Raw genomic sequence first — 21420 nt, forward strand, 5'->3', positions numbered from 1 at the left:
TTATGGCAAAAAGATCAGCACCAGAAGTTAATGCAGGCTCTATGGCTGACATTGCCTTCTTATTATTAATATTCTTCTTAGTTACTACAACTATTGAAGTAGATTCTGGTATTAGTTCAAAACTACCACCAGATATTCCACCACCAGATGTAAAAATTAAACAGAAAAACATTTTTACTGTTGAATTGAACAAGGATAACCAAATGTTGGTTGAGGAAGAGTTGATGAAAGTTAAAGATTTAAAAGCAGCAGCCATTAAATTTATTGACAATGGAGGAGGAGAAGGAACAGATGGTACCAAGTGTACCTATTGTAATGGAGCTAAAGACCCAGCGTCATCTGACCATCCATCCAAAGCCATTATTTCTATCACACACTCTAGAGCAACAGACTATGATACATTTATTGTGGTTTATGATCAATTAGTTAGCGCTTATGCAGAGCTAAGAGAACGTTTAGCACAGAAATTGTACAACAGATCTTTTAAAGAAATGGAATTAACATACGACGATTCTAAGTCACCACAATTTAAAAGTGAAAAGTTAAAAGAGAAGATAGATAATATTAAGGATAAGTATCCAAGAATTATATCTAAAGCAGAACCTAAATAATTATTAAACTATGTCAAAATTTAAAAAAGGAGGCAAAAAAGAGTTGCCAGCTATTTCTACAGCATCTTTACCAGATATTGTATTCATGCTATTATTCTTTTTTATGGTAGCTACCGTAATGAGAGACAACAGTTTGAAAATTAAAAACAATCTACCTTCTGCTGCTCAAACTGAAAAGCTAGGTCAAAAAAATCTTGTAATGTTTATCTATGCAGGTAAACCTAGTGATCAATACAGAAATATGGGTGAAGAAGCTAAAATCCAGTTAAACGATAAGTTTGCAGATTTAAACGACATTGCAGCATTTGTAGCTGCAGAGCGTGCTTCTAAACGTGAAGCTGAAATACCACAATTAATTGCTGCATTAAAAGTAGATAAAGAAACCAATATGGGATTAGTATCTGACATTGAGCAAGCCTTACGTAAAGTAGGACAATTAAAAATTAATTACACCACCAAAAAAGGTAGTGGACTTAAATAAGTATTACTCTTAATTTTATAACAAAAGGTGTTTTGATTTTCAAAACACCTTTTGTTTTTTATAACTTTAATATAGTCTATAGGTTTTATTTTTAATCTATCAATTAAAGCAATATATTTAATTCATGAAAAAATTATTACTGCTTTTAATTCTTTTATTATTGGCTCCATTAGCTGTTGCTCAGGATGAGGGAATCAAAAAAAATGTTATAGACTCGCTGTATAGAGAAGATCAATTTTATTTGGGTATTACCTACAACCTTTTAAGCAAAAAGCCAAAAGATGTCTCTCAAAACGGATTTTCTAGCGGAATACACTTTGGAGTCATTAGAGATATGCCTATTAATAAAAGACGCAATAAAGCTATTGGGATTGGTTTAGGAGTATCGCTAAATTCTTATAACAGTAATATATTGATTTCAGAAAATAATAAGCAAACCACATTTTCTGTTTTAGATACTGACCAGGTAGATTTCTCTAAAAATAAATTTTACACTTATGTTTTAGAAATGCCTATACAATATAGATGGCGAACATCAACACCAACAGAATACAGTTTTTGGAGGATTTATACAGGTTTTAAAATAGGTTATGTTTTTGCGAATAGTACGAGGTATTCAGGAACACCTATAGATGTTCGTTTAAAAAATAACGATACGTTTAATACACTTCAATATGGCTTAACAATGAGTGCTGGTTACAATACTTGGAATTTTTATTTGTATTATGGACTTAATGACCTGTTTGAAAATGCAACAGTTAATAATCAATCTTTGGATATGAGTGCTATAAAAATTGGATTAATGTTTTATATCTTATAGCCAATATTGCAATACAATTAATTGTGGTACTAAACCAATAATTAATCCAACAATTAGCTCTTTGCTTGTGTGTGCTTTTAAATGTAGTCTTGATGTCGCTACAGCACCTATTATTAAAGCCATTAGGGCTAAGCTTCCGTTTATATTAATACTAAAATGTATCGAGAAAGCTATAAAAAACATAAAAACTCCGCCAGTAGCAACCAAATGTAAGCTAGCTTTAAATTTCAGGATTGCGAATAGTAAACACGTAATATTAGAAATTAACACTCCAATAAAAAAGAAATATAATTCTGGAATCTGGTCTATTGGGAAGACCCTAATTAGAATTAGACCTAAAATGAAACAGTTTACTAAAAGAGGTAAAATACGTTCTTTAGTTGTTTTTAAATGAATAGATTCCGCTTTACTTAACGTTTTTAGTAAAAAATAGACTAAAATAGGGAGTATTATAGTTAATATAAGTAATGAAATTAACTTGGCATATACAAAGTCTTCTGGAACAAATCTTGGTGTTTTTTTAAAGTAAAAATGTATAGCCAATACAGGCATAATTATAGGATGAAATAGGTACGATATGCTTTTAATTAACCATTTCATCTATAATGTTATTTAAATAGTAGTATTTGAAAGTTCATCCAAGGTAATTATATAAGTTTAAAACTTAAGTTTAGGATGATTTATTATATTTTCTTACGTAATCTCGCCACAGGAATATCTAGCTGTTCTCTATATTTTGCAACAGTACGTCTAGCAATTGGATAGCCCTTTTCTTTTAGTATTTTGGCTAAAGCTTCGTCCGTTAAAGGTTTCTTTTTGTTTTCTTCCTCAATAACGGTTTCTAATATCTTTTTGATTTCTCTGGTAGACACTTCCTCACCTTGGTCATTAGTCATGGATTCCGAAAAGAATTCTTTAATTAATTTGGTGCCATAAGGCGTGTCAACATACTTACTATTAGCTACTCTCGATACGGTTGAGACATCCATATCAATCTCATCAGCAATATCTTTTAATATCATAGGCTTAAGGTTACGCTCATCACCAGTTAAAAAATATTCTTTTTGATAATGCATAATAGTACTCATAGTTACAAAAAGGGTTTGCTGACGTTGTTTTATAGCATCAATAAACCATTTAGCTGCATCCAACTTTTGTTTGATAAACATCACAGCATCTTTTTGAGACTTACTTTTGTCTTTACTTTCTTTATATCCTTTAAGCATGTTACTATACTCTCTAGACACATGCAATTCTGGTGCATTACGACCGTTTAGTGTCAGCTCTAACTCGCCATCAACAATTTTAATTGCAAAATCAGGTACGACATGTTCTACTATTCTGTTATTTCCTGCGTAAGATCCTCCTGGTTTTGGATTTAATCGTTCAATCTCATGAATAGCATCTTTAAGCTGATCTTCAGTAATATCAAACTTTTGCATTAATTTTTTGTAATGCTTTTTAGTAAACTGGTCAAATGCTTTATCAATAATTTGAGTGGCTAATTCTACATCAGGATGTTTTTCTTTTCTGTGTAATTGAATACTTAAACACTCTTGTAGATTTCTAGCACCAACACCAGCTGGATCTAATTGGTGTACAATTTTAAGTATGTTAGCCACTTTATCTTCGTCTGTATAGACACTTTGTGTAAATGCTAAGTCATCAACTATATCGCTTAATTCTCGACGTATATAACCGCTTTCATCAACACTTCCAACTAAAAAAATTGCTATATCACGCTCATCATCAGATAAGCGATATGTGTTTAATTGATTAACTAAATGCTGTGTAAATGATGTTCCTGCAGCATAAGGAACGCTTTTGTCCTCATCATCTGCACTGTAATTATTGGCGTTGGTACGATAATCTGGGACTTCATCATCACTTAAATAATCGTCAACATTAATCTCTCCTGCATCTATAGTTTCGTTGTCATTAAAATCGTCTTGCGTATTGTCAAAATCATCATCTAATTGGTCAGAGACTTCATCTTTACCACTTTCTAACGCTGGATTTTCTTCCAATTCTTGCTTTAAACGTTGTTCAAATGCTTGTGTTGGCAACTGTATCAATTTCATTAATTGAATTTGTTGAGGAGACAACTTTTGCGATAATTTGAACTGTAAATATTGTTTAAGCATATAAGCGTTTGATTATTTAACTAAAGATAATAAAATGTGTCTTAATTATAAATTAAAACTCGGCATTTTGGGGTGTTCTTGGATAAGGAATGACATCTCTAATATTGGTCATTCCTGTTGCAAACATCACTAAACGTTCAAAACCTAAACCAAAACCAGAGTGTACAGCTGTACCATATTTACGTAAGTCTAAGTACCACCATAATTCTTCTTCAGGAATGTCTAATGCTGCCATTTTTTCTTTTAAGACTTCAAGACGCTCCTCACGTTGCGATCCACCAACAATCTCTCCAATACCAGGAAATAAAATATCCATAGCACGTACTGTTTTCCCATCTTCATTTAAGCGCATGTAAAAAGCTTTAATGTTTGCTGGATAATCAAATAAAATTACTGGACATTTAAAATGTTTTTCTACAAGAAAGCGTTCGTGTTCTGACTGTAAATCGGCTCCCCATTCTTCAATAATATAATTGAATTTCTTTTTCTTGTTTGGTTTACTATTACGTAAAATATCAATAGCTTCGGTATAACTAACTCGCTTAAAGTTATTTTCGGTAACAAATTTAAGTTTTTCGATTAAGCGTAAATCGCTACGTTCTGCTTGAGGTTTTGTTTTTTCTTCATCAAAAAGACGTTGGTCTAAAAACTCTAAATCTTCTTGATTGTGTTCTAATATATAGCTTATAACAGATTTCATAAAATCTTCAGCTAAATCCATATTACCAGCTAAATCCATAAAAGCTACCTCAGGCTCAATCATCCAGAATTCTGCCAAGTGACGAGATGTATTTGAATTTTCTGCTCTAAAAGTTGGACCAAAAGTGTAGACTTTACCTAATGACATTGCATAAGTTTCAGCTTCTAACTGACCAGAAACGGTCAAGTTAGTTTCCTTGCCAAAAAAGTCTTCTTTATAATCTATAGTTCCATCTTCATTTAATGGTGGTTTTTTCTGATCTAGCGTGCTAACTCTAAACATCTCACCAGCACCTTCTGCATCACTGCCAGTAATTATTGGTGTGTGCATATAATAAAAACCATTATCGTTAAAATATTTATGAATTGCAAAAGATAATGAAGAACGTAAACGCATGACAGCACTAAACGTATTGGTTCTGGTGCGTAAATGTGCGTTTTCGCGTAAAAATTCGAAGCTATGTTTTTTAGGTTGTATTGGATAGGTTTCAGGATCAGAATCTCCTAAAATTTCAATTTTAGTAACGCTAACTTCAACATTTTGCCCTTTTCCTTGACTTTCTACTAAATCACCTGTAATAGATACTGCAGCACCAGTAGTGATTCGTTTTAGTAAGTCTTCGTCTGTATTTTCAAAATCTACTACGCATTGGATATTTTGCAATGTAGAACCATCATTTAATGCAATAAAACGATTAGCTCTAAAGGTACGTACCCAACCTTTTATATGTACTTCTTGTAATTTGGTTTCTTTTAGTAATGTAGCGACTGTGTATGAGTTCATTTTTAAAAATTTGATTAAAAATAGCGTTTTTCTGTTATTTTTTATTCTTTAAGAAAGGCATTTTCATCATCATCTTCCTCTGGAATAATATTTATAGTTGGTTTTTTTAATACTTCTTTATTGGCAATGCTTCGTTCTAAGGATAATAATAACGAAGGTAATAATAGTAAGTTGGATAACATAGCAAATAGTAAGGTTACAGAAACTAATGCTCCAAGAGCAACCGTTCCGCCAAAACTTGAAATAATAAATACTGAAAATCCAAAAAACAAAACTATTGATGTGTAAAACATACTAACTCCTGTTTCGCGTAAAGCACCATACACAGATTTTTTAATTTTCCAGTTATTGGCTTGTAACTCTTGTCTGTATTTAGCTAAAAAGTGAATGGTATCATCCACAGATATTCCAAATGCAATACTAAACACTAAAATTGTGGAAGGCTTTATAGGCACACCAATGTATCCCATTAATCCTGCTGTAACCACTAAAGGTAATAGGTTAGGTATAAGAGATACAATAATCATTCTGAACGAACGAAACATGTATGCCATAAATAATGAAATTAATATCACTGCAAGTGATAGCGATATGGCTAAGTTTTTTACTAAATATTTAGTTCCTTTTTGAAATACTAATGCTTTACCTGTCATGGTAACATTGTATTTTTTTTTAGGAAATACGTTGTCTATTTTAGCTTGAAGATTTTCTTGGATACGCTCCATTTTGTCGGTTCCAATATCTTTCATAAACGTGGTGATTCTGGCATATTGACCAGTACTATCCACAAAGTTTGTTAACAAATCTACTTTTGAAGACGAGTTTTTTGCATATTTTAAAATGAAAGATTCTTCTAGTCCTGGAGAAGGTAATTGATAGTATTTAGGATTACCATTATAGTAAGCTTGCTTAGAATATTTTACTAATCCAACAACCGAAATAGGTTTAGAAAACTCTGGAGTTTCGTTAATAAACTCTTCAATTTTATCCATTCGTTTGAGAGTACTAGGTTTCATGACACCTTGCTTCTTTTTGGTGTCCACCATGATTTCTAAAGGCATAATACCATCAAACTCGTCTTCAAAAAAGCGAATATCTTTAAAAAACTGGGCGTTTTTTGGCATGTCTTCTATGAGGCTTCCCGAAATTTTTATTTGGAAAATACCAATTAAGCATACAATTAATAATACCAATGACGTCACGTAAATGGTAATACGTTTTTCTTTTACCATACGTTCCATCCAATCTACAAATCCACCAATCCAACGCTTATTAAGGTGCTCTAGGTGTCTGTCTTTAGGAAATGGTAAAAAAGTGTAAATAATTGGAATAATAAGTAAACACAATATAAAAATGGCAAGAATACTTAAAGACGCTACTACACCAAACTCTTTAAGTAATTGACTTTCGGTTAAAATAAATGTTGCAAAACCAGATGCAGTAGTTACGTTGGTCATTAAAGTCGCATTACCTACTTTGGTAATAACACGTTGCAAACTTCTTACTTTATTACCATGAGATTTAACCTCGTTTTGGTATTTATTGATTAAGAAAATACAGTTTGGGATACCAATAACGATTATTAATGGCGGAATTAATGCTGTTAATACAGTAATTTCGTAACCTAGCAATCCTATGATACCTAAGGTCCACATCACTCCTATACTAACGACAATTAACGAGATGAAAGTTGCTCTAAAAGACCTAAAAAATAAAAAGAATATTAAAGATGTCACTAATAATGCAGCTAATACAAAAAGGTTTATTTCATCTACTATATTTTGTGCATTTAGCGTACGTATATAAGGCATTCCGGACACCCTAACGTCTAAATTTTGAGCTTTTTTAAACGCGTCAATTTTAGTAACTAGATTATTAATTATAAACTCTTTTCTTGCTGGTGTATTTACTATATCTTTTTTAAGGTAAATAGCTGTACGAACCGTTTTTGTTTCTTTATTGAATAAAAAATTGTCGTAAAAAGGATATTTATTAAATAATTGATCTGTCAGTTTTTCTATTTCCTGAATGGATGTAACCGAATCTTTAATAAATGGTTCAAGTACAAACTTTTCTTGTTCTTCGTCTTTAATTAGTTTTTGAAGATCTTTTATAGAGACAACTGTTTCGACCTCTGGATTATTTCTAAAACTATCTGATAATGCATTCCAAGCGTTAAGTTTGTCAACCGTAAATAATGTGGAGTCTTTAATACCCAAAACTACAAGATTACCTTCTTCACCAAATACTTTTAAAAAATCATTGTAAGTCACATTAACTTCATGATCATCTGGTAGCAAATTGGCTTCAGTGTAGGTAAAACGCATATACTTCCATTGTGTACTAAATAGTATTGTTACTACAATGACACTTAATAGAATAGCTATTTTATTGCGCAAAATTAATCTTGCAACAACATCCCAAAAGTTTGCTGAAAATAGTTTTAACATAATGCTTTAAAAAACGCAGCAAAGGTATGTAAAACCATTGTATTTACTAAGATAAATTTGGTTTTATAATGTAATATTAAATGTGAATTTTAATGCAATATTGTCTTCTTCTCTAGATAAGTGGTAAGCACCATATCTGTAGGTGGCACTTAAGCCAAAGCCAAATATTAGTTTATTTATTTCAAAACCACTTTCTGTGTAACCATGTTTTAAGGTTTCAAAGCTTACGTTTTGATGTCTTTCAATGTTATTCATATTACCAATTGCGTATCGCGTTACTAATACCAATTGAGGATTAAAGCGTTTAGCAATTGCAAAAGGTTTGACATAATGTTTGATGACTAAAGTAGAAAAACGGTCTGAAAAAAACTCGTTAAAATACATAGTTTCAAAACTATTAATACCTGCTACAGAAAATCGTTGAAGTATAGTTTCTTTGGTAATATTATTAGGGTAAGCGTGATATAAATGTGTTAAAGGTGCATCACCATGTGCAATTCCTGCTGATAGTGTTCCAATAGTGTAGGAATCTTTGTTTAATTTAATTTTATGAATGGTTCTAAAATCTAATTTCGAAAAATTGAAATCTGCATTAAACACATCCTTAAAACTCTTGGTGTATTGTAATGTAAATTTTGGGTACCCTTGATTGATGCTAGTTGTACCATCTTCTAGTTGCACTGTTGAATTAAAAGGGTCCCATTGCAATGCTATTTTTGCGGTAGATGTTTCAAAACCACTATAATTTTTATTATCCAAGACATAATTATAATCATAGGTTGGTCTAATATTGCTTATAGCCAGCTCTGCTTTTGTGTATAATTTAGGATTTATTTCATGTTCAATGGAGACAGCAGAAGTAATGTGTTTATGAAATAAATCGATGTTGAGTAATCGTGGTTCAAAAAAAGAGAAGGATCTGCTATCGGTTAAAAAGGCAGAACTTCCGGTTTCTTTTAAATCGTCAATATAGGAGATGTTTATCCAAGTTTTAGTATCAGGATTAACTCTAAAACCACCACCAATTTTGTATTTAAAACTATCATCTCTAAATCCATAGACTAGGTAAGAATCTATTCTAAATTTTTCAGAAAACGCTTCATTAGTAATACCTCCTAATCCAGTTCTAAACCCTTCATATTGGTTAAATTTGATAAGATATCTTAGATCAAAATTCCAGACTTTAGTTGGGAAAAACCCATTGCCAATTTGTTTTAGCAATTCGCCAGACTTAGTTGTGTCGTTGACTTTTAAATTTTTTTCTTTGGGTTCTTGTGCATGGACTAGAGTCACACTTAAAAAGCACAAAACAACTAATAGATATTTTAATGTAGAAGAATTATAGTGCTGCATTGATGGCTTTTGTAAGTACAGATTTAATATTGGTTCTATAACCTACTTCTTTAGCTACAATTTTACCTTCTTTATCAATGACTATGCTTGTAGGAAAGCTATTAACACCATATAACGAAACAACATCATTAGCATTTGGCACAATAGTAAATGTAAAGTCTTGTTCTTCCAAAAACTGTTCGACAATATCCTTTTGGTTAAACGTAATAGCCAAAAACTTTACTTTTTTGTCTTTATAATTCTCAGATAGTTTATTTAATTCTGGCATTTCTTGAATACAAGGTCCACATTTAGTAAACCAAAAATTGAGGATGACGACTTGTCCTTGTAAATCTGATAATTTAAAGGTGTTTCCGTCTATATCTGTCGCTATAAAATCTAACGCTTTTTCACCTTTTGTAAACTCGGCTTCAGGGTTTTTTGCCACTCTGTTATCTTTAGCTTTTACTCTTTTAAAAACTATGGATTTAAGCTTATTATCTGTATCGACATAAAACAAAGGTTTATAATCTGAATTAGTCATCAATTCAACTTGAGACATAGGTAGTAATTTCCCGCTTTCGTTAAACAATAAAACATCTGGAGTTATCATAATCTCCATTGTCTTAACTTCTTCATCTGTTAACAAACGCTGATCTTTGGGTATAAACTTATAGTCTTGAGCTTGAAGTAATCCAAAAACTAAAAAGGTAATAATAATACAGATGGACTTTAAAAACTTCATAATTGGTAATTTAGGTAAAACAATACAACGTAAAAACCTTGTACAAGGTATAAAAAAAGCGACTAACAAGTCGCTTTTTTTAGAGTTATACAGTCATAATCTCTGATTCTTTATTAGATAATATATCGTCAATTTTTTTAACGAATTTATCTGTCAATGTTTGTACGTCTGCTTCTGCGTTTTTTTGTACATCTTCAGATGCATCTTCTACTTTTTTAATATCGTTATTGGCGTCTTTACGTGCGTTTCTAACTCCTACTTTAGCGTCTTCAGCTTCAGCTTTAGCTTGTTTAGCTAAATCACGTCTACGTTCTTCTGTTAAAGGCGGAACGTTAATTATAATGCTTTCTCCATTATTCATTGGGTTAAATCCAAGATTTGCTACCATAATAGCTTTTTCAATCTCTTGAAGCATTCCTTTTTCCCATGGTTGAACCGTAATGGTTCTACCATCAGGTGTGTTGACGTTGGCTACTTGACTTAAAGGTGTTTGAGAACCATAATAGTCAACCATAACGCTACCTAACATTGCAGGACTAGCTTTTCCGGCTCTAATATTTACAAATTGCTTTTCTAGATGCTTAATGGCTTTATCCATTGCTTCGTTAGCTGTATCTATAATAAATGTAATCTCTTCGTTCATTGTAATGTAATTTAATATTGAATGACTTTCAAAAAGCGAGCCAATTTTAAACCTAATATAATAATCTATTTTATAAACTTACTTGTGTTCCGATATTTTCTCCTGAAACGACTTTCATTAAATTACCTGTTGTATTCATATCAAATACAATAATTGGTAAATCGTTTTCTTGACTTAAAGTAAAAGCTGTGGTATCCATTACCTTTAATCCTTTACGTAACACATCATCAAAAGTAATGTGATCAAATTTAATTGCCGAACTGTCTTTTTCTGGGTCAGCATTGTAAATTCCATCTACACGTGTGCCTTTTAAAATAACATCTGCTTCAATCTCGATTGCTCTTAAAACAGCAGCAGAATCTGTAGTAAAATATGGGTTTCCTGTTCCTCCACCAAAAATAACTACACGCCCTTTTTTTAAGTGACTCATCGCTTTTCTGCGTATAAAAGGCTCTGCAACTTCGTTTATTTTTATAGCAGTTTGTAATCTAGTTTTAACACCTGCATCTTCTAATGCTTGTTGTAGTGCTAATCCATTAATTACTGTTGCTAGCATTCCCATATGGTCACCTTGTACTCGATCCATACCATTCATAGCACCTGCAACACCTCTAAAAATATTTCCACCACCTATTACAATAGCCACTTCAATTCCTTTTTCGGTGACTGCTTTAATTTCTTCTGCGTATTCTGATAAACGTTCGGGATCTATACCATACTGGCGATTTCCCATTAAAGCTTCACCTGATAATTTAAGGAGTATTCTTTTATATTTCATAGTCTAATCTAACGATTATGAGATTCCCAATTTTTGAGGGAACAAGAGTTTGACAAAGCTACACATTTTTTTTATTTTTTTAGAATGAATACCTACCTGTTGCGTTTCTTTTTATTTTATAAAAGCGCATAAAAAAACCACTAGCTCTGTAATAGAGTAGTGGTTTGATTTATAATTATTTCTGCTTAAGCAGGAATTTGTTATCCTAAAGACACACGTTTAAAACCTGTTACTTCAACGTTTTTAGATGCTACATAATCTGCAACAGTCATTTTTTCGTCTTTAATAAACTTCTGGTCAAGTAAACATTGTTCTTGATCTAAAGTCGTGTTATCAGAAATAAAACGATCCATTTTTCCTGGTAAGATTTTGTCCCAGATTTGTTCTGGCTTACCTTCAGCTTTTAATTCTGCTTTAGCATCAGCTTCAGCTTGAGCTAAAACTTCTGGAGTTAATTGAGACATAGAAATGTACTGAGGTACATTTTTAAGCGTCTTACCTAAACGTGCTAACTCTTCATTATCTTTTTCGATAACTGCAATTCTAGCTTCAGTTTCTGAAGCGACAAATGCAGGATCAAAATCTTTGTAAGATAAAGTTGTTGCTCCCATAGATGCTACTTGCATTGCTACGTCTTTAGCTACAGTTTCATCTTCTTGAGATAAACCAACTAAAGCTCCGATTTTATTGATGTGAACATAAGATCCAACATAAGGTGCTTCTAATTTTTCAAAAGCGTTGATTTCTAATTTTTCACCAATTACACCAGTTTGCTCAACTAATTTTTCTGCAACGGTCATACCACCAAAATCTGATGCTAAGAAATCTTCTTTATTATCAAAGTTGATTGCTTTTTCAGCCATTTGGTTTGCTAATGCTAAGAAATTTTCGTTTTTACCAACAAAATCTGTTTCACATCCTAATACGATAGCAACACCTACAGTGTTGTTATCATTAATTTTTACTGCAGCAGCACCTTCTGAAGAGTCTCTGTCTGCTCTTTTTTCTGCTACTTTTTGTCCTTTTTTACGTAATACATCGATTGCTGCATCAAAATCACCTCCAGCTTCTACTAAGGCTTTTTTACAATCCATCATACCTGCACCAGTTGCTTTTCTTAATTTATTTACTTCTGCTGCTGAAATTTTTACTTCACTCATGGTAATTATAATTTAAAAAAGTCGTTCAATTTATTTCTGTAAAGAAAGAATTAAACGACTTGTTTGTGTTTTGAAATAGTTATTTTATTCTTCTTCCTCTTTTTTAGCTGCTACTGCCTTTTTTGGAGCTGCCTTTTCTGCTTTTACTGCATCTTTAGCTGCTTCTTTATTAGCTTTTTCAGCTTTACGCTCGTTAAGACCATTTGTAATAGCGTCTGTAACGTGCGTTAAAATTTTATCGATTGATTTAGAAGCATCATCGTTTGCTGGTATTACGTAATCTACCTGACGTGGATCAGAGTTAGTATCTACCATTGCAAAAATTGGAATGTTTAATTTTTGAGCTTCTTTAATCGCGATATGTTCACGCTTAATGTCAACAACAAATAAAGCACCTGGTAAACGTGTCATGTCAACGATAGACCCTAAGTTTTTTTCTAACTTAGCTCTTAAACGGTCAACTTGTAAACGTTCTTTTTTAGATAAGGTTAAAAAGGTACCGTCTTTTTTCATTCTATCTATAGTCGCCATCTTTTTGATTGCTTTACGGATAGTTACAAAGTTGGTTAACATTCCACCTGGCCATCTTTCAGTAATGAAAGGCATGTTGATGTTTCCAGCTTTTTCTGCTACGATATCTTTTGCTTGCTTTTTTGTTGCAACAAATAAAATTTTACGACCTGAAGCTGCAATTTTTGCTAATGCATCTCCAGCTTCGTCCATTTTAGCTGCTGTTTTGTATAGGTTTATAATATGGATACCGTTACGCTCCATATATACGTAAGGAGCCATGTTTGGATCCCACTTACGTGTTAGGTGACCGAAGTGTACACCTGCTTCAAGTAATTCTTTTACTTCTACTGCCATTTTGTAATAGTTTACGTTCTGTTGAATTAGCAATAATTAAGTGGTCATTATTTAAAATCGCCTTAATTATTTAGATGCTAAACTAAATCCTGTCTTTTGGACTAGGACAACAATAACTAGTTTAAATTTTTGTTTTGCGTTGCGCATCTCGACTACGCTCGAGGTGACAACATAATAAATTGTATTAACGTTTCGAGAATTGGAATTTTTTACGCGCTTTTTTCTGTCCGAATTTTTTACGCTCTACCATTCTTGGGTCTCTTGTTAATAATCCTTCAGGTTTAAGAATACCTCTGTTTTCGTCATTTAACTCGCACATAGCACGAGAAATTGCTAAACGGATAGCTTCTGCTTGACCTGTAATACCTCCTCCAAATACATTTACTTTAATATCAAAGTTACCTTCATTTTCTGTTAAAGCTAATGGTTGGTTTACTTTGTATTGTAATGTTGCTGTATCGAAGTAGTCTTTAATGTCTTTACTGTTAATCGTAATGTTTCCTTTTCCTTTAGAAAGGTACACACGAGCAACTGCGGTCTTACGACGACCAATTTTGTGAATGACTTCCATTACTTGAATTCGTTTAAGTTAATTACTGTTGGTTTTTGTGCTTCATGCGTATGAGCTGAACCAACAACAACATTTAAATTACGGAATAAATCTGCACCTAATTTGTTTTTAGGTAACATTCCTTTTACTGATTTTTCTACTAATCTTGCTGGATCTTTTCCAAACATTTCTGTAGCAGTTAAACTTCTTTGACCACCTGGATAACCTGTGTGACGAATGTACGTTTTGTCATTCCACTTGTTTCCTGTTAAGTTGATTTTTTCTGCATTGATAACAATGACGTTATCTCCACAATCAACGTGTGGTGTGAAGCTAGGCTTGTGTTTTCCTCTTAAAAGTTTTGCAACTTTAGAAGACAAACGCCCTAATGATTGACCTTCAGCATCTACTAAAACCCACTGCTTATCTGCAGTAACTTTATTAGCTGAAATCGTTTTGTAGCTTAATGTGTCCACGTTATTAATTATTTTTTATTAAACATTCCTCTCTCAAAAAGAGTTTGCAAATTTACGATTATATATTTGATTACCAAATAGTGAAAGGACTTTTATTTAATAAGTCTGTGGATATCTTTTTAGTCTTAAAAACATCTTGTGTTTTAGGACTTGAAGTATTACTCGTTTGTTTTTTTTAAAGTAAATTGTAATGGTTTTTTGAAGATTTCCCAAAACAGAATACTAAACACAATGAGATACTCCAAACCAATAACCCATAAATTCTCTATATTGTCTGCATTTGCATACGCCAAATAGCTTATAATTATTATAAAACTCCACACGATAGCATACTTGTAATTAGTAAACACACTTAGTAGTAATATAGTTGCTATATACCAAGGATGTACAGTTGTACTTAATAGTAGATAACAAGTCATTGCAAATAGCATACTTACCATTAAAATAGGTAGATTTTGATTTTTTCTTTTTAAAGCTAATATCCATATAATTATAAAAACTAGTAGTGGTAGAATTTTTCCTATTAGAGCTATCTGATTATATCCTGTAATTTGATATCCAATAGCTCTTAATATATAATATATACTAGCATTAAACTCGAAATTACTAAACCATAAACCTACAGTTTTCGAATAATTATTAACGAATTGCATTGAGAAAAATGGGACGAATAGTATTATAGTTGTAATACCAATAATTATATAAAAACTGATAAGCTTTTTAAAATCGGTGTTATTTTTTTTAGTTCTAAACCATTTTATAAATAATGGTAAAAACAAAAGTGGTACTAATTTAGTTGATATAGATAAAGCAAAAATTATTGCTGACCATTTCCATTTATTAGTGCTTAGCAAATACAAACTAAAGATTAAAAAGAATAACATGATACCTTCAAAATGAAGATTACCTGTCAGCTCTATTATTATAAAAGGATTTAAAGTATACCAGAATATTTTATGCTTTTTTAAACCCAGTTTTGTTAAAAGTTTACCGCCAAAATATAATGTCCCAATATCTGCTGCTATGATTATTAATCTTAATCCTATTACAGAGCCTAAAATACTACAAGTAGAAAACAGGTTAGCAATAATAAAAAACAACTGATTTAATGGTGGGTAATTTGAATAATGACTGGCATTTAATACTTGCATACCATTAACCAACTCTTGTGCTTGATTAATAGGGAATTGTCCATCGGAAATGAAGCTTTGAGGAGTGTATAAATAGGGATTAATACCTTGTAAAATTAGTCGTCCATCCCAAATAAAACGATAAAAATCTTGTGAAAGATTTGGAATAGCTAACAAAAATACTAGTCTGCTAATAATAGCTATAATCACTAATAATTTAAAATTGTTTTTGTTTTGTTGAATTATTTTATAGAAGCAAATAAATAGTCCTGTGTATAATACTATTAGTTTTAAATAGTCAGTTCTAACCAAATCATAAGCAAACACACCATACATAAACAAGCTTAACACTATTAAAAAGGTTGTTAATTTGTTTTTTTTTAAAATAAATGTGTTTAGCATAACGGTTTGCGTTAGCGGTTGAAATGGCATCCTTTATTTTGCTGCCATATATGGCAAAATAAAGATATAATGTAAGACGCGACCCTTGTGGTAACGCTATAAAAAAAATTAAGCTTTAGATGTTAAAGATTTAAAAAATACAAACCCAAAACCAATGGTTAACATTAAATGAAATGGGAATAATCCAAAATCACCACCTTGGTCTCCTACTATAAACGCACTATACATACCAAATGCAAAATATAGCATTAAAGCACCTTCAAATATAACATGTATAGATATGTTTTTACGTAAGTACTTGTTACCTTTCCAACTATCTTTAAGCGTACTGATATTAAATTTTGGTGTACGTACAAACTCACTACGTTTACCTAAATGACCTTCTAAAACTGCAATAGAATTGTGTAACGAAAAACCCATTGCTATTGAGAAAAACGTAAAAAACAAGGCGATGTACTTTAAAAAATCTTTAAACGTATTTCCATGACTTTTTTTATACATTACCCAATAACAGACAAAAAAGATAATGGTACTAACTACAAAAAAACTAAGAACATAATAATAGGGTCTTAAATGTGCGTATTCATTTTTAATGTATAACATAGGAATACTTAATACACCTACAATCAGTACGTTTAAAAACATGGTACTATTTAATAAATGTAATATACCATGAAGTTTTGTTTTAGCTGAAATATTTTTACTTCTAAGTACACGACCTAGCATTTTTCTAAAATTTTCTGCTCCACCTTTATTCCATCTAAATTGTTGTGATCTTGCTGCACTAATTACAACTGGCAATTCAGCAGGAGTTTCAACATTTTCTAAATATTTAAATTTCCAGTTTTTAAGTTGTGCTCTGTAGCTTAAATCTAAATCTTCGGTAAGCGTGTCACCTTCCCAATTTCCTGCATCAATAATACATTGCTTGCGCCAGACACCTGCAGTTCCGTTAAAGTTGATAAAGTGACCTTTGCTACTACGTCCAACTTGCTCTAAAGTAAAATGCGCATCTAAAGCAAAAGCTTGGATTTTTGTTAGTGTAGAGTAATCTCTGTTAATATGTCCCCAACGTGTTTGTACTACGCCAATTTCTGGATCTTTAAAATAAGGAATGGTCTTTTTTAGCCAATTAGGTTGTGGTAGGAAATCCGCATCAAAAATAGCAATGTATTCTCCCTTAGCAACCTCTAATCCTTCCTTTAAAGCACCTGCTTTAAAACCTTGTCTATTAGTTCTTGTTATATGAGAAATGTCTAATCCTTGTGCTTTTAATTGTTCTACATGTGCTTTTGTAGTTGCAACGGTTTCGTCTGTAGAATCATCTAAAACTTGTATTTCCAACTTATCTTTTGGATAGTCTATTAATGCAATATTATCTAGTAATCTATCCATAACATACAACTCGTTAAACACAGGAAGTTGAATGGTTACAAAAGGAATTTCATCTGAATTATTAAAATCGAATGTCGGTCCATTATCTACCTTTTTTTGAGCAGCAATATAATTTAACATTAAGTTTAATTGCGCTAAAGCATACAAGAAGATTAGTACGAGTGCTATAGTATAAATAATGATAATTATGGTTTCTAGAATCACTTTTTAAAACTGTATTTGAAGATCCACGATAAAATTTTAATGCCAGCAAATATACTACCTTTTACGGTTCCTGAAACTTTTGAGACGCCAATTCTATTTCTGTAGTTAACAGGTACTTCTGTGTAGCTTAGTTTTTGCTTAAGGGCTTTTAGTTGCATTTCTACAGTCCAACCATAGGTTTTATCTACCATATTAAGTGCTAATAACTTATTGTATTTGATAGCCCTAAAGGGTCCAAGATCTGTAAACTTGGCACCAAAAAATAATTTCATTAATGAGGTAGCTAGCCAATTTCCAAAAATTTGTTGAGGAGTCATACTACCAGACTCTCTTAACTTTTTTGTGCGAGCACCAATCACAAAATCGATATCATGTTCTAAAATTGGAGCAACAATTTTTGTTAATTCTTCAGGATAATCACTATAATCTCCATCTAAAAACACAATAATATCTGGTTTTTGCTTTTGATTAGTAATATAATCCATGCCTTTTAAACAGGCATATCCATAGCCTTTTTGACTTTCAATTAAAACGGTAGCACCAGCTTGTTTTGCATGGTGTTCTGTTTGATCTGTTGAGTTGTTGCTAACTACAATGACCTCTTGAACAATAGTTGGAATATCTTGTATAACTTTTGCTATAGAATCTTCCTCATTGTAGGCAGGAATAATGACTTTAATAATGGGCATTTAATATATTATCAGGTTGCAAAAGTACAATTGTTTTTTACATTATTTCTGATTAATTAAATCCATTAGATTTACATCATTACCTAATAAGATTTCATTAGGATTAATTCTACCGTCCATATTATCGTTTTCAAGTTTAAGTACTCCTCTTGGGCAAACAGCACTGCAAATACCACAACCAACACAGCTAGAGCGTACAATATTTTCCCCTTTTTGAGCGTAAGCTCGAACATCTATTCCCATTTCGCAATAGGTAGAGCAATTACCGCATGATATGCATTGTCCTCCATTTGTTGTAATTCTGAATTTAGAAAACAGTCGTTGCTGAAAACCTAATATGGCAGCCATAGGACAACCAAACCTGCACCACACACGACTACCAAAAATAGGGTAGAAACCAGTACCAATAACCCCAGAAAATATCGAACCTATCAAAAATCCATACGTTTTTCTAAGCGTTTCAGGTTTGAATAAAAACAGATTACTTTTTGAGCTAAAATAGTATAATGCAAATAGCGCGATTATGATTACAAAATATCCAATTGCACCATATTTAGCGTCTTTAGCGAGTTCTTTTCGTTTAAAAACAAAAGCGCCTACGAAAACAATAGTTAGCAAAGAAGCTACTAAAATTAAAAAAGTACCTTTTGTTAGCCAATATTTAGTACTGTCAACACCTAAATAACTATGGACAACAGCAGTAGTCATTAAAACTACAAATACTAAAACAGAATGTATTACCCAACGTTCAACCTTCCAAGCAAACTGAGATTTATCACTTAACTGTCTAAAACTGTCTCCAGCGGTTTCTGCTAAAGCTCCACAACCACATACCCAAGAGCAATACCAACGTTTACCATATTTGTAGGTTAAAATAGGTGTTATTACAAAAATGGAAACTATACCAAAAATAAGGAGTCCTGTGCCAATATCACCAGCACTAATCATAGAGTTTACTCGGTATTGCTCAAAGTTGTAATAGTTTAGAGGCCAAATGTTTTTAAGGTCGTAATAAGGTAAACTAAACGAATCCGAATTTAACCTTGCCATAAATTCTGGGATTAAAAACGCAAAAGCCAACTGAAAAAACATGACAGAACCTGTACGGATTTTTTCATACCTGTTGTGTCTGTATTTTAAAATAAATTTATACCCAAAAGCTAAAATAGCTAGGGTATAAAGGGTTCCATATACAAACCATTGACTGGCAGGATTGCCACTCAATATTCTGCTAAGTGGATCAAAAAGCGCTATTAAACCTGTATTAGCTTCGCCTTTTTCTGTTAAACCCAATAATTCTGGGAAAAAATATAATACAATGTAGAACCCAGTTAGTACCAGACCAGTTAACCAACCTATTAATCCTCTAGAAGAAATTGATTTAAACCATACACCATCGTTTTTGATACCTTCAGTTGTATTTAAGTAGGCATTATTAGCAAACCAAACCGTACCAATAGCTATTAACAATAATGCTACAGTTAATACAATCCCTCTATCTGGAAATTGAATATTGAATATGGCCAGAAGAAAAATAAACAGACCTAATATACCAATTGCTGATGCTATTTTTTGCGATTTAGATAATCCGTAAGAATTAGCTAAAGACATACTATAATTTAATTTGTTGCTCATAACTTGTTATTAGGCGGTTTGTAATTGGTTATTATAGGCTAGTTTAATGTCTTTTTCAAAATGTTTGTAAAACTCTGGATCAAAATTGGCTTCAGCAAGATGATTAATGACATAATCTACATCACGTTTTTCAGTCAACCAATTATCAAAGGTTTCATGACGCATTCTGATGCCAAAGGTGTTGATACCTAAAAACTCCTTGGTGTCTTTATGGTAAGCAATGGTTATGCATTTGGTGTCATCGTTGTGTTTCCAATGAAAATGTGTCTCGTAATCTGGACGTCCTTTACTACCAAATACCCAACCATAGGTTTGATATTCTATATCTAAAAATTTAGCACTATTAAACCAGTGACCTGGATTGTACTGCATAGAATTACCACACATAGTTTGTGCTAAAACCTCTCCCATCATACGACCTGTGTACCATACTGCTTCTACTGGTCTACGATTACCAATTGCTTCTTTTTGTTCTGCACAATCACCAATTGCATAGACATCTTTGACATTAGTTTCAAGATAACGATTGACTAAAACACCTTTATTAGTTTTAATTTTAGAGTCTTCTAAAAACGAAATATTTGGTGACACACCAGCAGTTAATCCTACAAAATCACATGGTAATTCTTCACCAGTTTCTTCAATAATTATGGATTTTACTTTTCCGTTTTCGTCTGAAATGATTTCTTTTAAATTAGTACTTAAACGTAAATCTATATGGTGATTTTTAATATGTCTATTTATCATTTCACTTTCGCCTTCTGGTAATACACCATTCCAAAAACTAGATTCGCGTACTAAAAATGTCACTGGAATATTTCTGGAGTTTAGCATCTCTGCGAGTTCAATACCAATTAAACCACCACCAACTATAACCGCACGTTTACAGACTTGATTATTTGGAGCTACAACTTCAAGATTATCTAAATTTTGTTTGCTATATAAGCCTTGCACGCCTTTTAAGTCTTGTCCTGGCCAACCAAATTTATTAGGTTTACTACCAGTTGCAATGACTAATTTGTCATAGGTTATAGTGTCTCCTTTAGTAAAATGAAGCGTTTTAGTGTCGGTATCTATTGTATTAACATAGCCTTTTTTGAGGTTTATTTTGTTTTTCTCCCAAAACCAATTTTCATAGGGTTGGGTATGCTCAAACTTTAGGTGTCCCATATACACGTACATTAATGCTGTACGCGAAAAAAAGTAGTCTGTTTCAGCAGAAATAATAGTAATCTTTTTATCAGATAATTTTCTAATGTGTCTAGCTAAAGTTACTCCAGAAATTCCGTTACCAATAATTACAACGTGCTCCATAGTTTTGGTTAAGTTATTATGCTAAGTCGAAGGTTTTGTTAAAACCTTAAACAATTATTTCTATTTGCTTAAATTTAGACATAAATTGACACTTATGAGATGGATTTTAAA

Annotated in this window: 20 protein-coding genes; 3 read left to right on the forward strand and 17 right to left on the reverse strand. The window is 32.0% G+C overall.

The window, feature by feature from the left end; genetic code table 11:
* Positions 1 to 2 precede the first annotated feature (2 nt).
* From Ollyesu_RS07020 to Ollyesu_RS07030, 3 genes are all read left to right on the forward strand, one after another.
* Positions 3 to 611: a biopolymer transporter ExbD gene (locus tag Ollyesu_RS07020; RefSeq protein WP_279300527.1), complete on the forward strand. Its 609-nt coding sequence runs from the start codon at positions 3 to 5 to the stop codon at positions 609 to 611.
* 10 nt (positions 612 to 621) lie between these two features.
* On the forward strand, positions 622 to 1092 hold the full coding sequence (locus Ollyesu_RS07025) for a biopolymer transporter ExbD (protein ID WP_279300528.1): 471 nt from the start codon (positions 622 to 624) through the stop codon (positions 1090 to 1092).
* Positions 1093 to 1216: 124 nt separating this feature from the next.
* Entirely contained in the window at positions 1217 to 1912 is a 696-nt protein-coding gene (locus Ollyesu_RS07030; protein ID WP_279300529.1) for a porin family protein, read from the forward strand.
* Here the strand turns inward: Ollyesu_RS07030 and Ollyesu_RS07035 are convergent.
* From Ollyesu_RS07035 to Ollyesu_RS07115, 17 genes are all read right to left on the reverse strand, one after another.
* Positions 1907 to 2512 carry a hypothetical protein gene (locus tag Ollyesu_RS07035; protein ID WP_279300530.1) on the reverse strand — a complete coding sequence of 202 codons (606 nt, stop codon included), beginning with the start codon at positions 2510 to 2512 and terminating at the stop codon, positions 1907 to 1909. The genes Ollyesu_RS07030 and Ollyesu_RS07035 overlap by 6 nt on opposite strands.
* 83 nt (positions 2513 to 2595) lie before the next feature.
* On the reverse strand, positions 2596 to 4056 hold the full coding sequence (rpoN, locus tag Ollyesu_RS07040) for an RNA polymerase factor sigma-54 (protein WP_279300531.1): 1461 nt from the start codon (positions 4054 to 4056) through the stop codon (positions 2596 to 2598).
* 52 nt (positions 4057 to 4108) lie between these two features.
* Positions 4109 to 5539, reverse strand: coding sequence for an asparagine--tRNA ligase (gene asnS, locus Ollyesu_RS07045; RefSeq protein ID WP_279300532.1), 1431 nt, complete (start codon positions 5537 to 5539; stop codon positions 4109 to 4111).
* 41 nt (positions 5540 to 5580) lie between these two features.
* Positions 5581 to 7989 carry an efflux RND transporter permease subunit gene (locus Ollyesu_RS07050; RefSeq protein WP_279300533.1) on the reverse strand — a complete coding sequence of 803 codons (2409 nt, stop codon included), beginning with the start codon at positions 7987 to 7989 and terminating at the stop codon, positions 5581 to 5583.
* A gap of 63 nt (positions 7990 to 8052) precedes the next feature.
* Positions 8053 to 9342 carry a DUF5686 family protein gene (locus Ollyesu_RS07055; protein ID WP_279300534.1) on the reverse strand — a complete coding sequence of 430 codons (1290 nt, stop codon included), beginning with the start codon at positions 9340 to 9342 and terminating at the stop codon, positions 8053 to 8055.
* Positions 9329 to 10066 (reverse strand): TlpA disulfide reductase family protein, encoded by a 738-nt coding sequence (locus tag Ollyesu_RS07060; RefSeq protein WP_279300535.1) that lies wholly within the window; start codon positions 10064 to 10066, stop codon positions 9329 to 9331. Before Ollyesu_RS07060 ends, Ollyesu_RS07055 begins: the two co-directional genes overlap by 14 nt.
* Before the next feature lie 85 nt (positions 10067 to 10151).
* Positions 10152 to 10709 (reverse strand): ribosome recycling factor, encoded by a 558-nt coding sequence (gene frr / locus Ollyesu_RS07065; protein WP_279300536.1) that lies wholly within the window; start codon positions 10707 to 10709, stop codon positions 10152 to 10154.
* A gap of 70 nt (positions 10710 to 10779) precedes the next feature.
* On the reverse strand, positions 10780 to 11487 hold the full coding sequence (gene pyrH, locus Ollyesu_RS07070) for a UMP kinase (RefSeq protein WP_111659756.1): 708 nt from the start codon (positions 11485 to 11487) through the stop codon (positions 10780 to 10782).
* 200 nt (positions 11488 to 11687) lie between these two features.
* Positions 11688 to 12647, reverse strand: coding sequence for a translation elongation factor Ts (gene tsf / locus Ollyesu_RS07075; protein WP_111659757.1), 960 nt, complete (start codon positions 12645 to 12647; stop codon positions 11688 to 11690).
* A gap of 84 nt (positions 12648 to 12731) precedes the next feature.
* The gene (gene rpsB / locus Ollyesu_RS07080; RefSeq protein ID WP_279300537.1) at positions 12732 to 13514 is read right to left on the reverse strand and encodes a 30S ribosomal protein S2; all 783 of its coding nucleotides are present in this window, start codon (positions 13512 to 13514) and stop codon (positions 12732 to 12734) included.
* 184 nt (positions 13515 to 13698) lie between these two features.
* The gene (gene rpsI, locus Ollyesu_RS07085) at positions 13699 to 14085 is read right to left on the reverse strand and encodes a 30S ribosomal protein S9 (protein ID WP_279300538.1); all 387 of its coding nucleotides are present in this window, start codon (positions 14083 to 14085) and stop codon (positions 13699 to 13701) included.
* Positions 14085 to 14540, reverse strand: coding sequence for a 50S ribosomal protein L13 (rplM, locus tag Ollyesu_RS07090; RefSeq protein ID WP_279300539.1), 456 nt, complete (start codon positions 14538 to 14540; stop codon positions 14085 to 14087). The genes rpsI and rplM overlap by 1 nt, the downstream gene beginning before the upstream one ends.
* Before the next feature lie 158 nt (positions 14541 to 14698).
* Complete coding sequence (locus Ollyesu_RS07095; protein ID WP_279300540.1) at positions 14699 to 16072, reverse strand: glycosyltransferase 87 family protein; 1374 nt, start codon at positions 16070 to 16072, stop codon at positions 14699 to 14701.
* Between the two features lie 108 nt (positions 16073 to 16180).
* Entirely contained in the window at positions 16181 to 17671 is a 1491-nt protein-coding gene (locus tag Ollyesu_RS07100) for a glycosyltransferase family 2 protein (RefSeq protein WP_279300541.1), read from the reverse strand.
* Positions 17668 to 18360 carry a glycosyltransferase family 2 protein gene (locus Ollyesu_RS07105; protein WP_279300542.1) on the reverse strand — a complete coding sequence of 231 codons (693 nt, stop codon included), beginning with the start codon at positions 18358 to 18360 and terminating at the stop codon, positions 17668 to 17670. The genes Ollyesu_RS07100 and Ollyesu_RS07105 overlap by 4 nt, the downstream gene beginning before the upstream one ends.
* Positions 18361 to 18402: 42 nt before the next feature.
* Positions 18403 to 19995, reverse strand: coding sequence for a 4Fe-4S dicluster domain-containing protein (locus Ollyesu_RS07110; protein WP_279300543.1), 1593 nt, complete (start codon positions 19993 to 19995; stop codon positions 18403 to 18405).
* Positions 19996 to 20004: 9 nt separating this feature from the next.
* Positions 20005 to 21309, reverse strand: coding sequence for an FAD/NAD(P)-binding oxidoreductase (locus Ollyesu_RS07115; RefSeq protein WP_279300544.1), 1305 nt, complete (start codon positions 21307 to 21309; stop codon positions 20005 to 20007).
* Positions 21310 to 21420 lie beyond the last annotated feature (111 nt).

The sequence above is a fragment of the Olleya sp. YS genome, from assembly GCF_029760915.1.
Lineage (GTDB): Bacteria > Bacteroidota > Bacteroidia > Flavobacteriales > Flavobacteriaceae > Olleya.

Bases quoted from the DNA above. Each gene is read 5' to 3' on its own strand.
- pyrH (WP_111659756.1), bottom strand. From the start codon at position 11,487: ATGAAATATAAAAGAATACTCCTTAAATTATCAGGTGAAGCTTTAATG.
- Ollyesu_RS07060 (WP_279300535.1), bottom strand. From the start codon at position 10,066: ATGAAGTTTTTAAAGTCCATCTGTATTATTATTACCTTTTTAGTTTTT.
- rpsI (WP_279300538.1), bottom strand. From the start codon at position 14,085: ATGGAAGTCATTCACAAAATTGGTCGTCGTAAGACCGCAGTTGCTCGT.
- tsf (WP_111659757.1), bottom strand. From the start codon at position 12,647: ATGAGTGAAGTAAAAATTTCAGCAGCAGAAGTAAATAAATTAAGAAAA.
- frr (WP_279300536.1), bottom strand. From the start codon at position 10,709: ATGAACGAAGAGATTACATTTATTATAGATACAGCTAACGAAGCAATG.
- Ollyesu_RS07050 (WP_279300533.1), bottom strand. From the start codon at position 7,989: ATGTTAAAACTATTTTCAGCAAACTTTTGGGATGTTGTTGCAAGATTA.
- Ollyesu_RS07035 (WP_279300530.1), bottom strand. From the start codon at position 2,512: ATGAAATGGTTAATTAAAAGCATATCGTACCTATTTCATCCTATAATT.
- Ollyesu_RS07105 (WP_279300542.1), bottom strand. From the start codon at position 18,360: ATGCCCATTATTAAAGTCATTATTCCTGCCTACAATGAGGAAGATTCT.
- Ollyesu_RS07020 (WP_279300527.1), top strand. From the start codon at position 3: ATGGCAAAAAGATCAGCACCAGAAGTTAATGCAGGCTCTATGGCTGAC.
- Ollyesu_RS07115 (WP_279300544.1), bottom strand. From the start codon at position 21,309: ATGGAGCACGTTGTAATTATTGGTAACGGAATTTCTGGAGTAACTTTA.
- Ollyesu_RS07095 (WP_279300540.1), bottom strand. From the start codon at position 16,072: ATGCTAAACACATTTATTTTAAAAAAAAACAAATTAACAACCTTTTTA.
- Ollyesu_RS07030 (WP_279300529.1), top strand. From the start codon at position 1,217: ATGAAAAAATTATTACTGCTTTTAATTCTTTTATTATTGGCTCCATTA.
- rpoN (WP_279300531.1), bottom strand. From the start codon at position 4,056: ATGCTTAAACAATATTTACAGTTCAAATTATCGCAAAAGTTGTCTCCT.
- Ollyesu_RS07110 (WP_279300543.1), bottom strand. From the start codon at position 19,995: ATGAGCAACAAATTAAATTATAGTATGTCTTTAGCTAATTCTTACGGA.
- asnS (WP_279300532.1), bottom strand. From the start codon at position 5,539: ATGAACTCATACACAGTCGCTACATTACTAAAAGAAACCAAATTACAA.
- rpsB (WP_279300537.1), bottom strand. From the start codon at position 13,514: ATGGCAGTAGAAGTAAAAGAATTACTTGAAGCAGGTGTACACTTCGGT.
- Ollyesu_RS07055 (WP_279300534.1), bottom strand. From the start codon at position 9,342: ATGCAGCACTATAATTCTTCTACATTAAAATATCTATTAGTTGTTTTG.
- Ollyesu_RS07025 (WP_279300528.1), top strand. From the start codon at position 622: ATGTCAAAATTTAAAAAAGGAGGCAAAAAAGAGTTGCCAGCTATTTCT.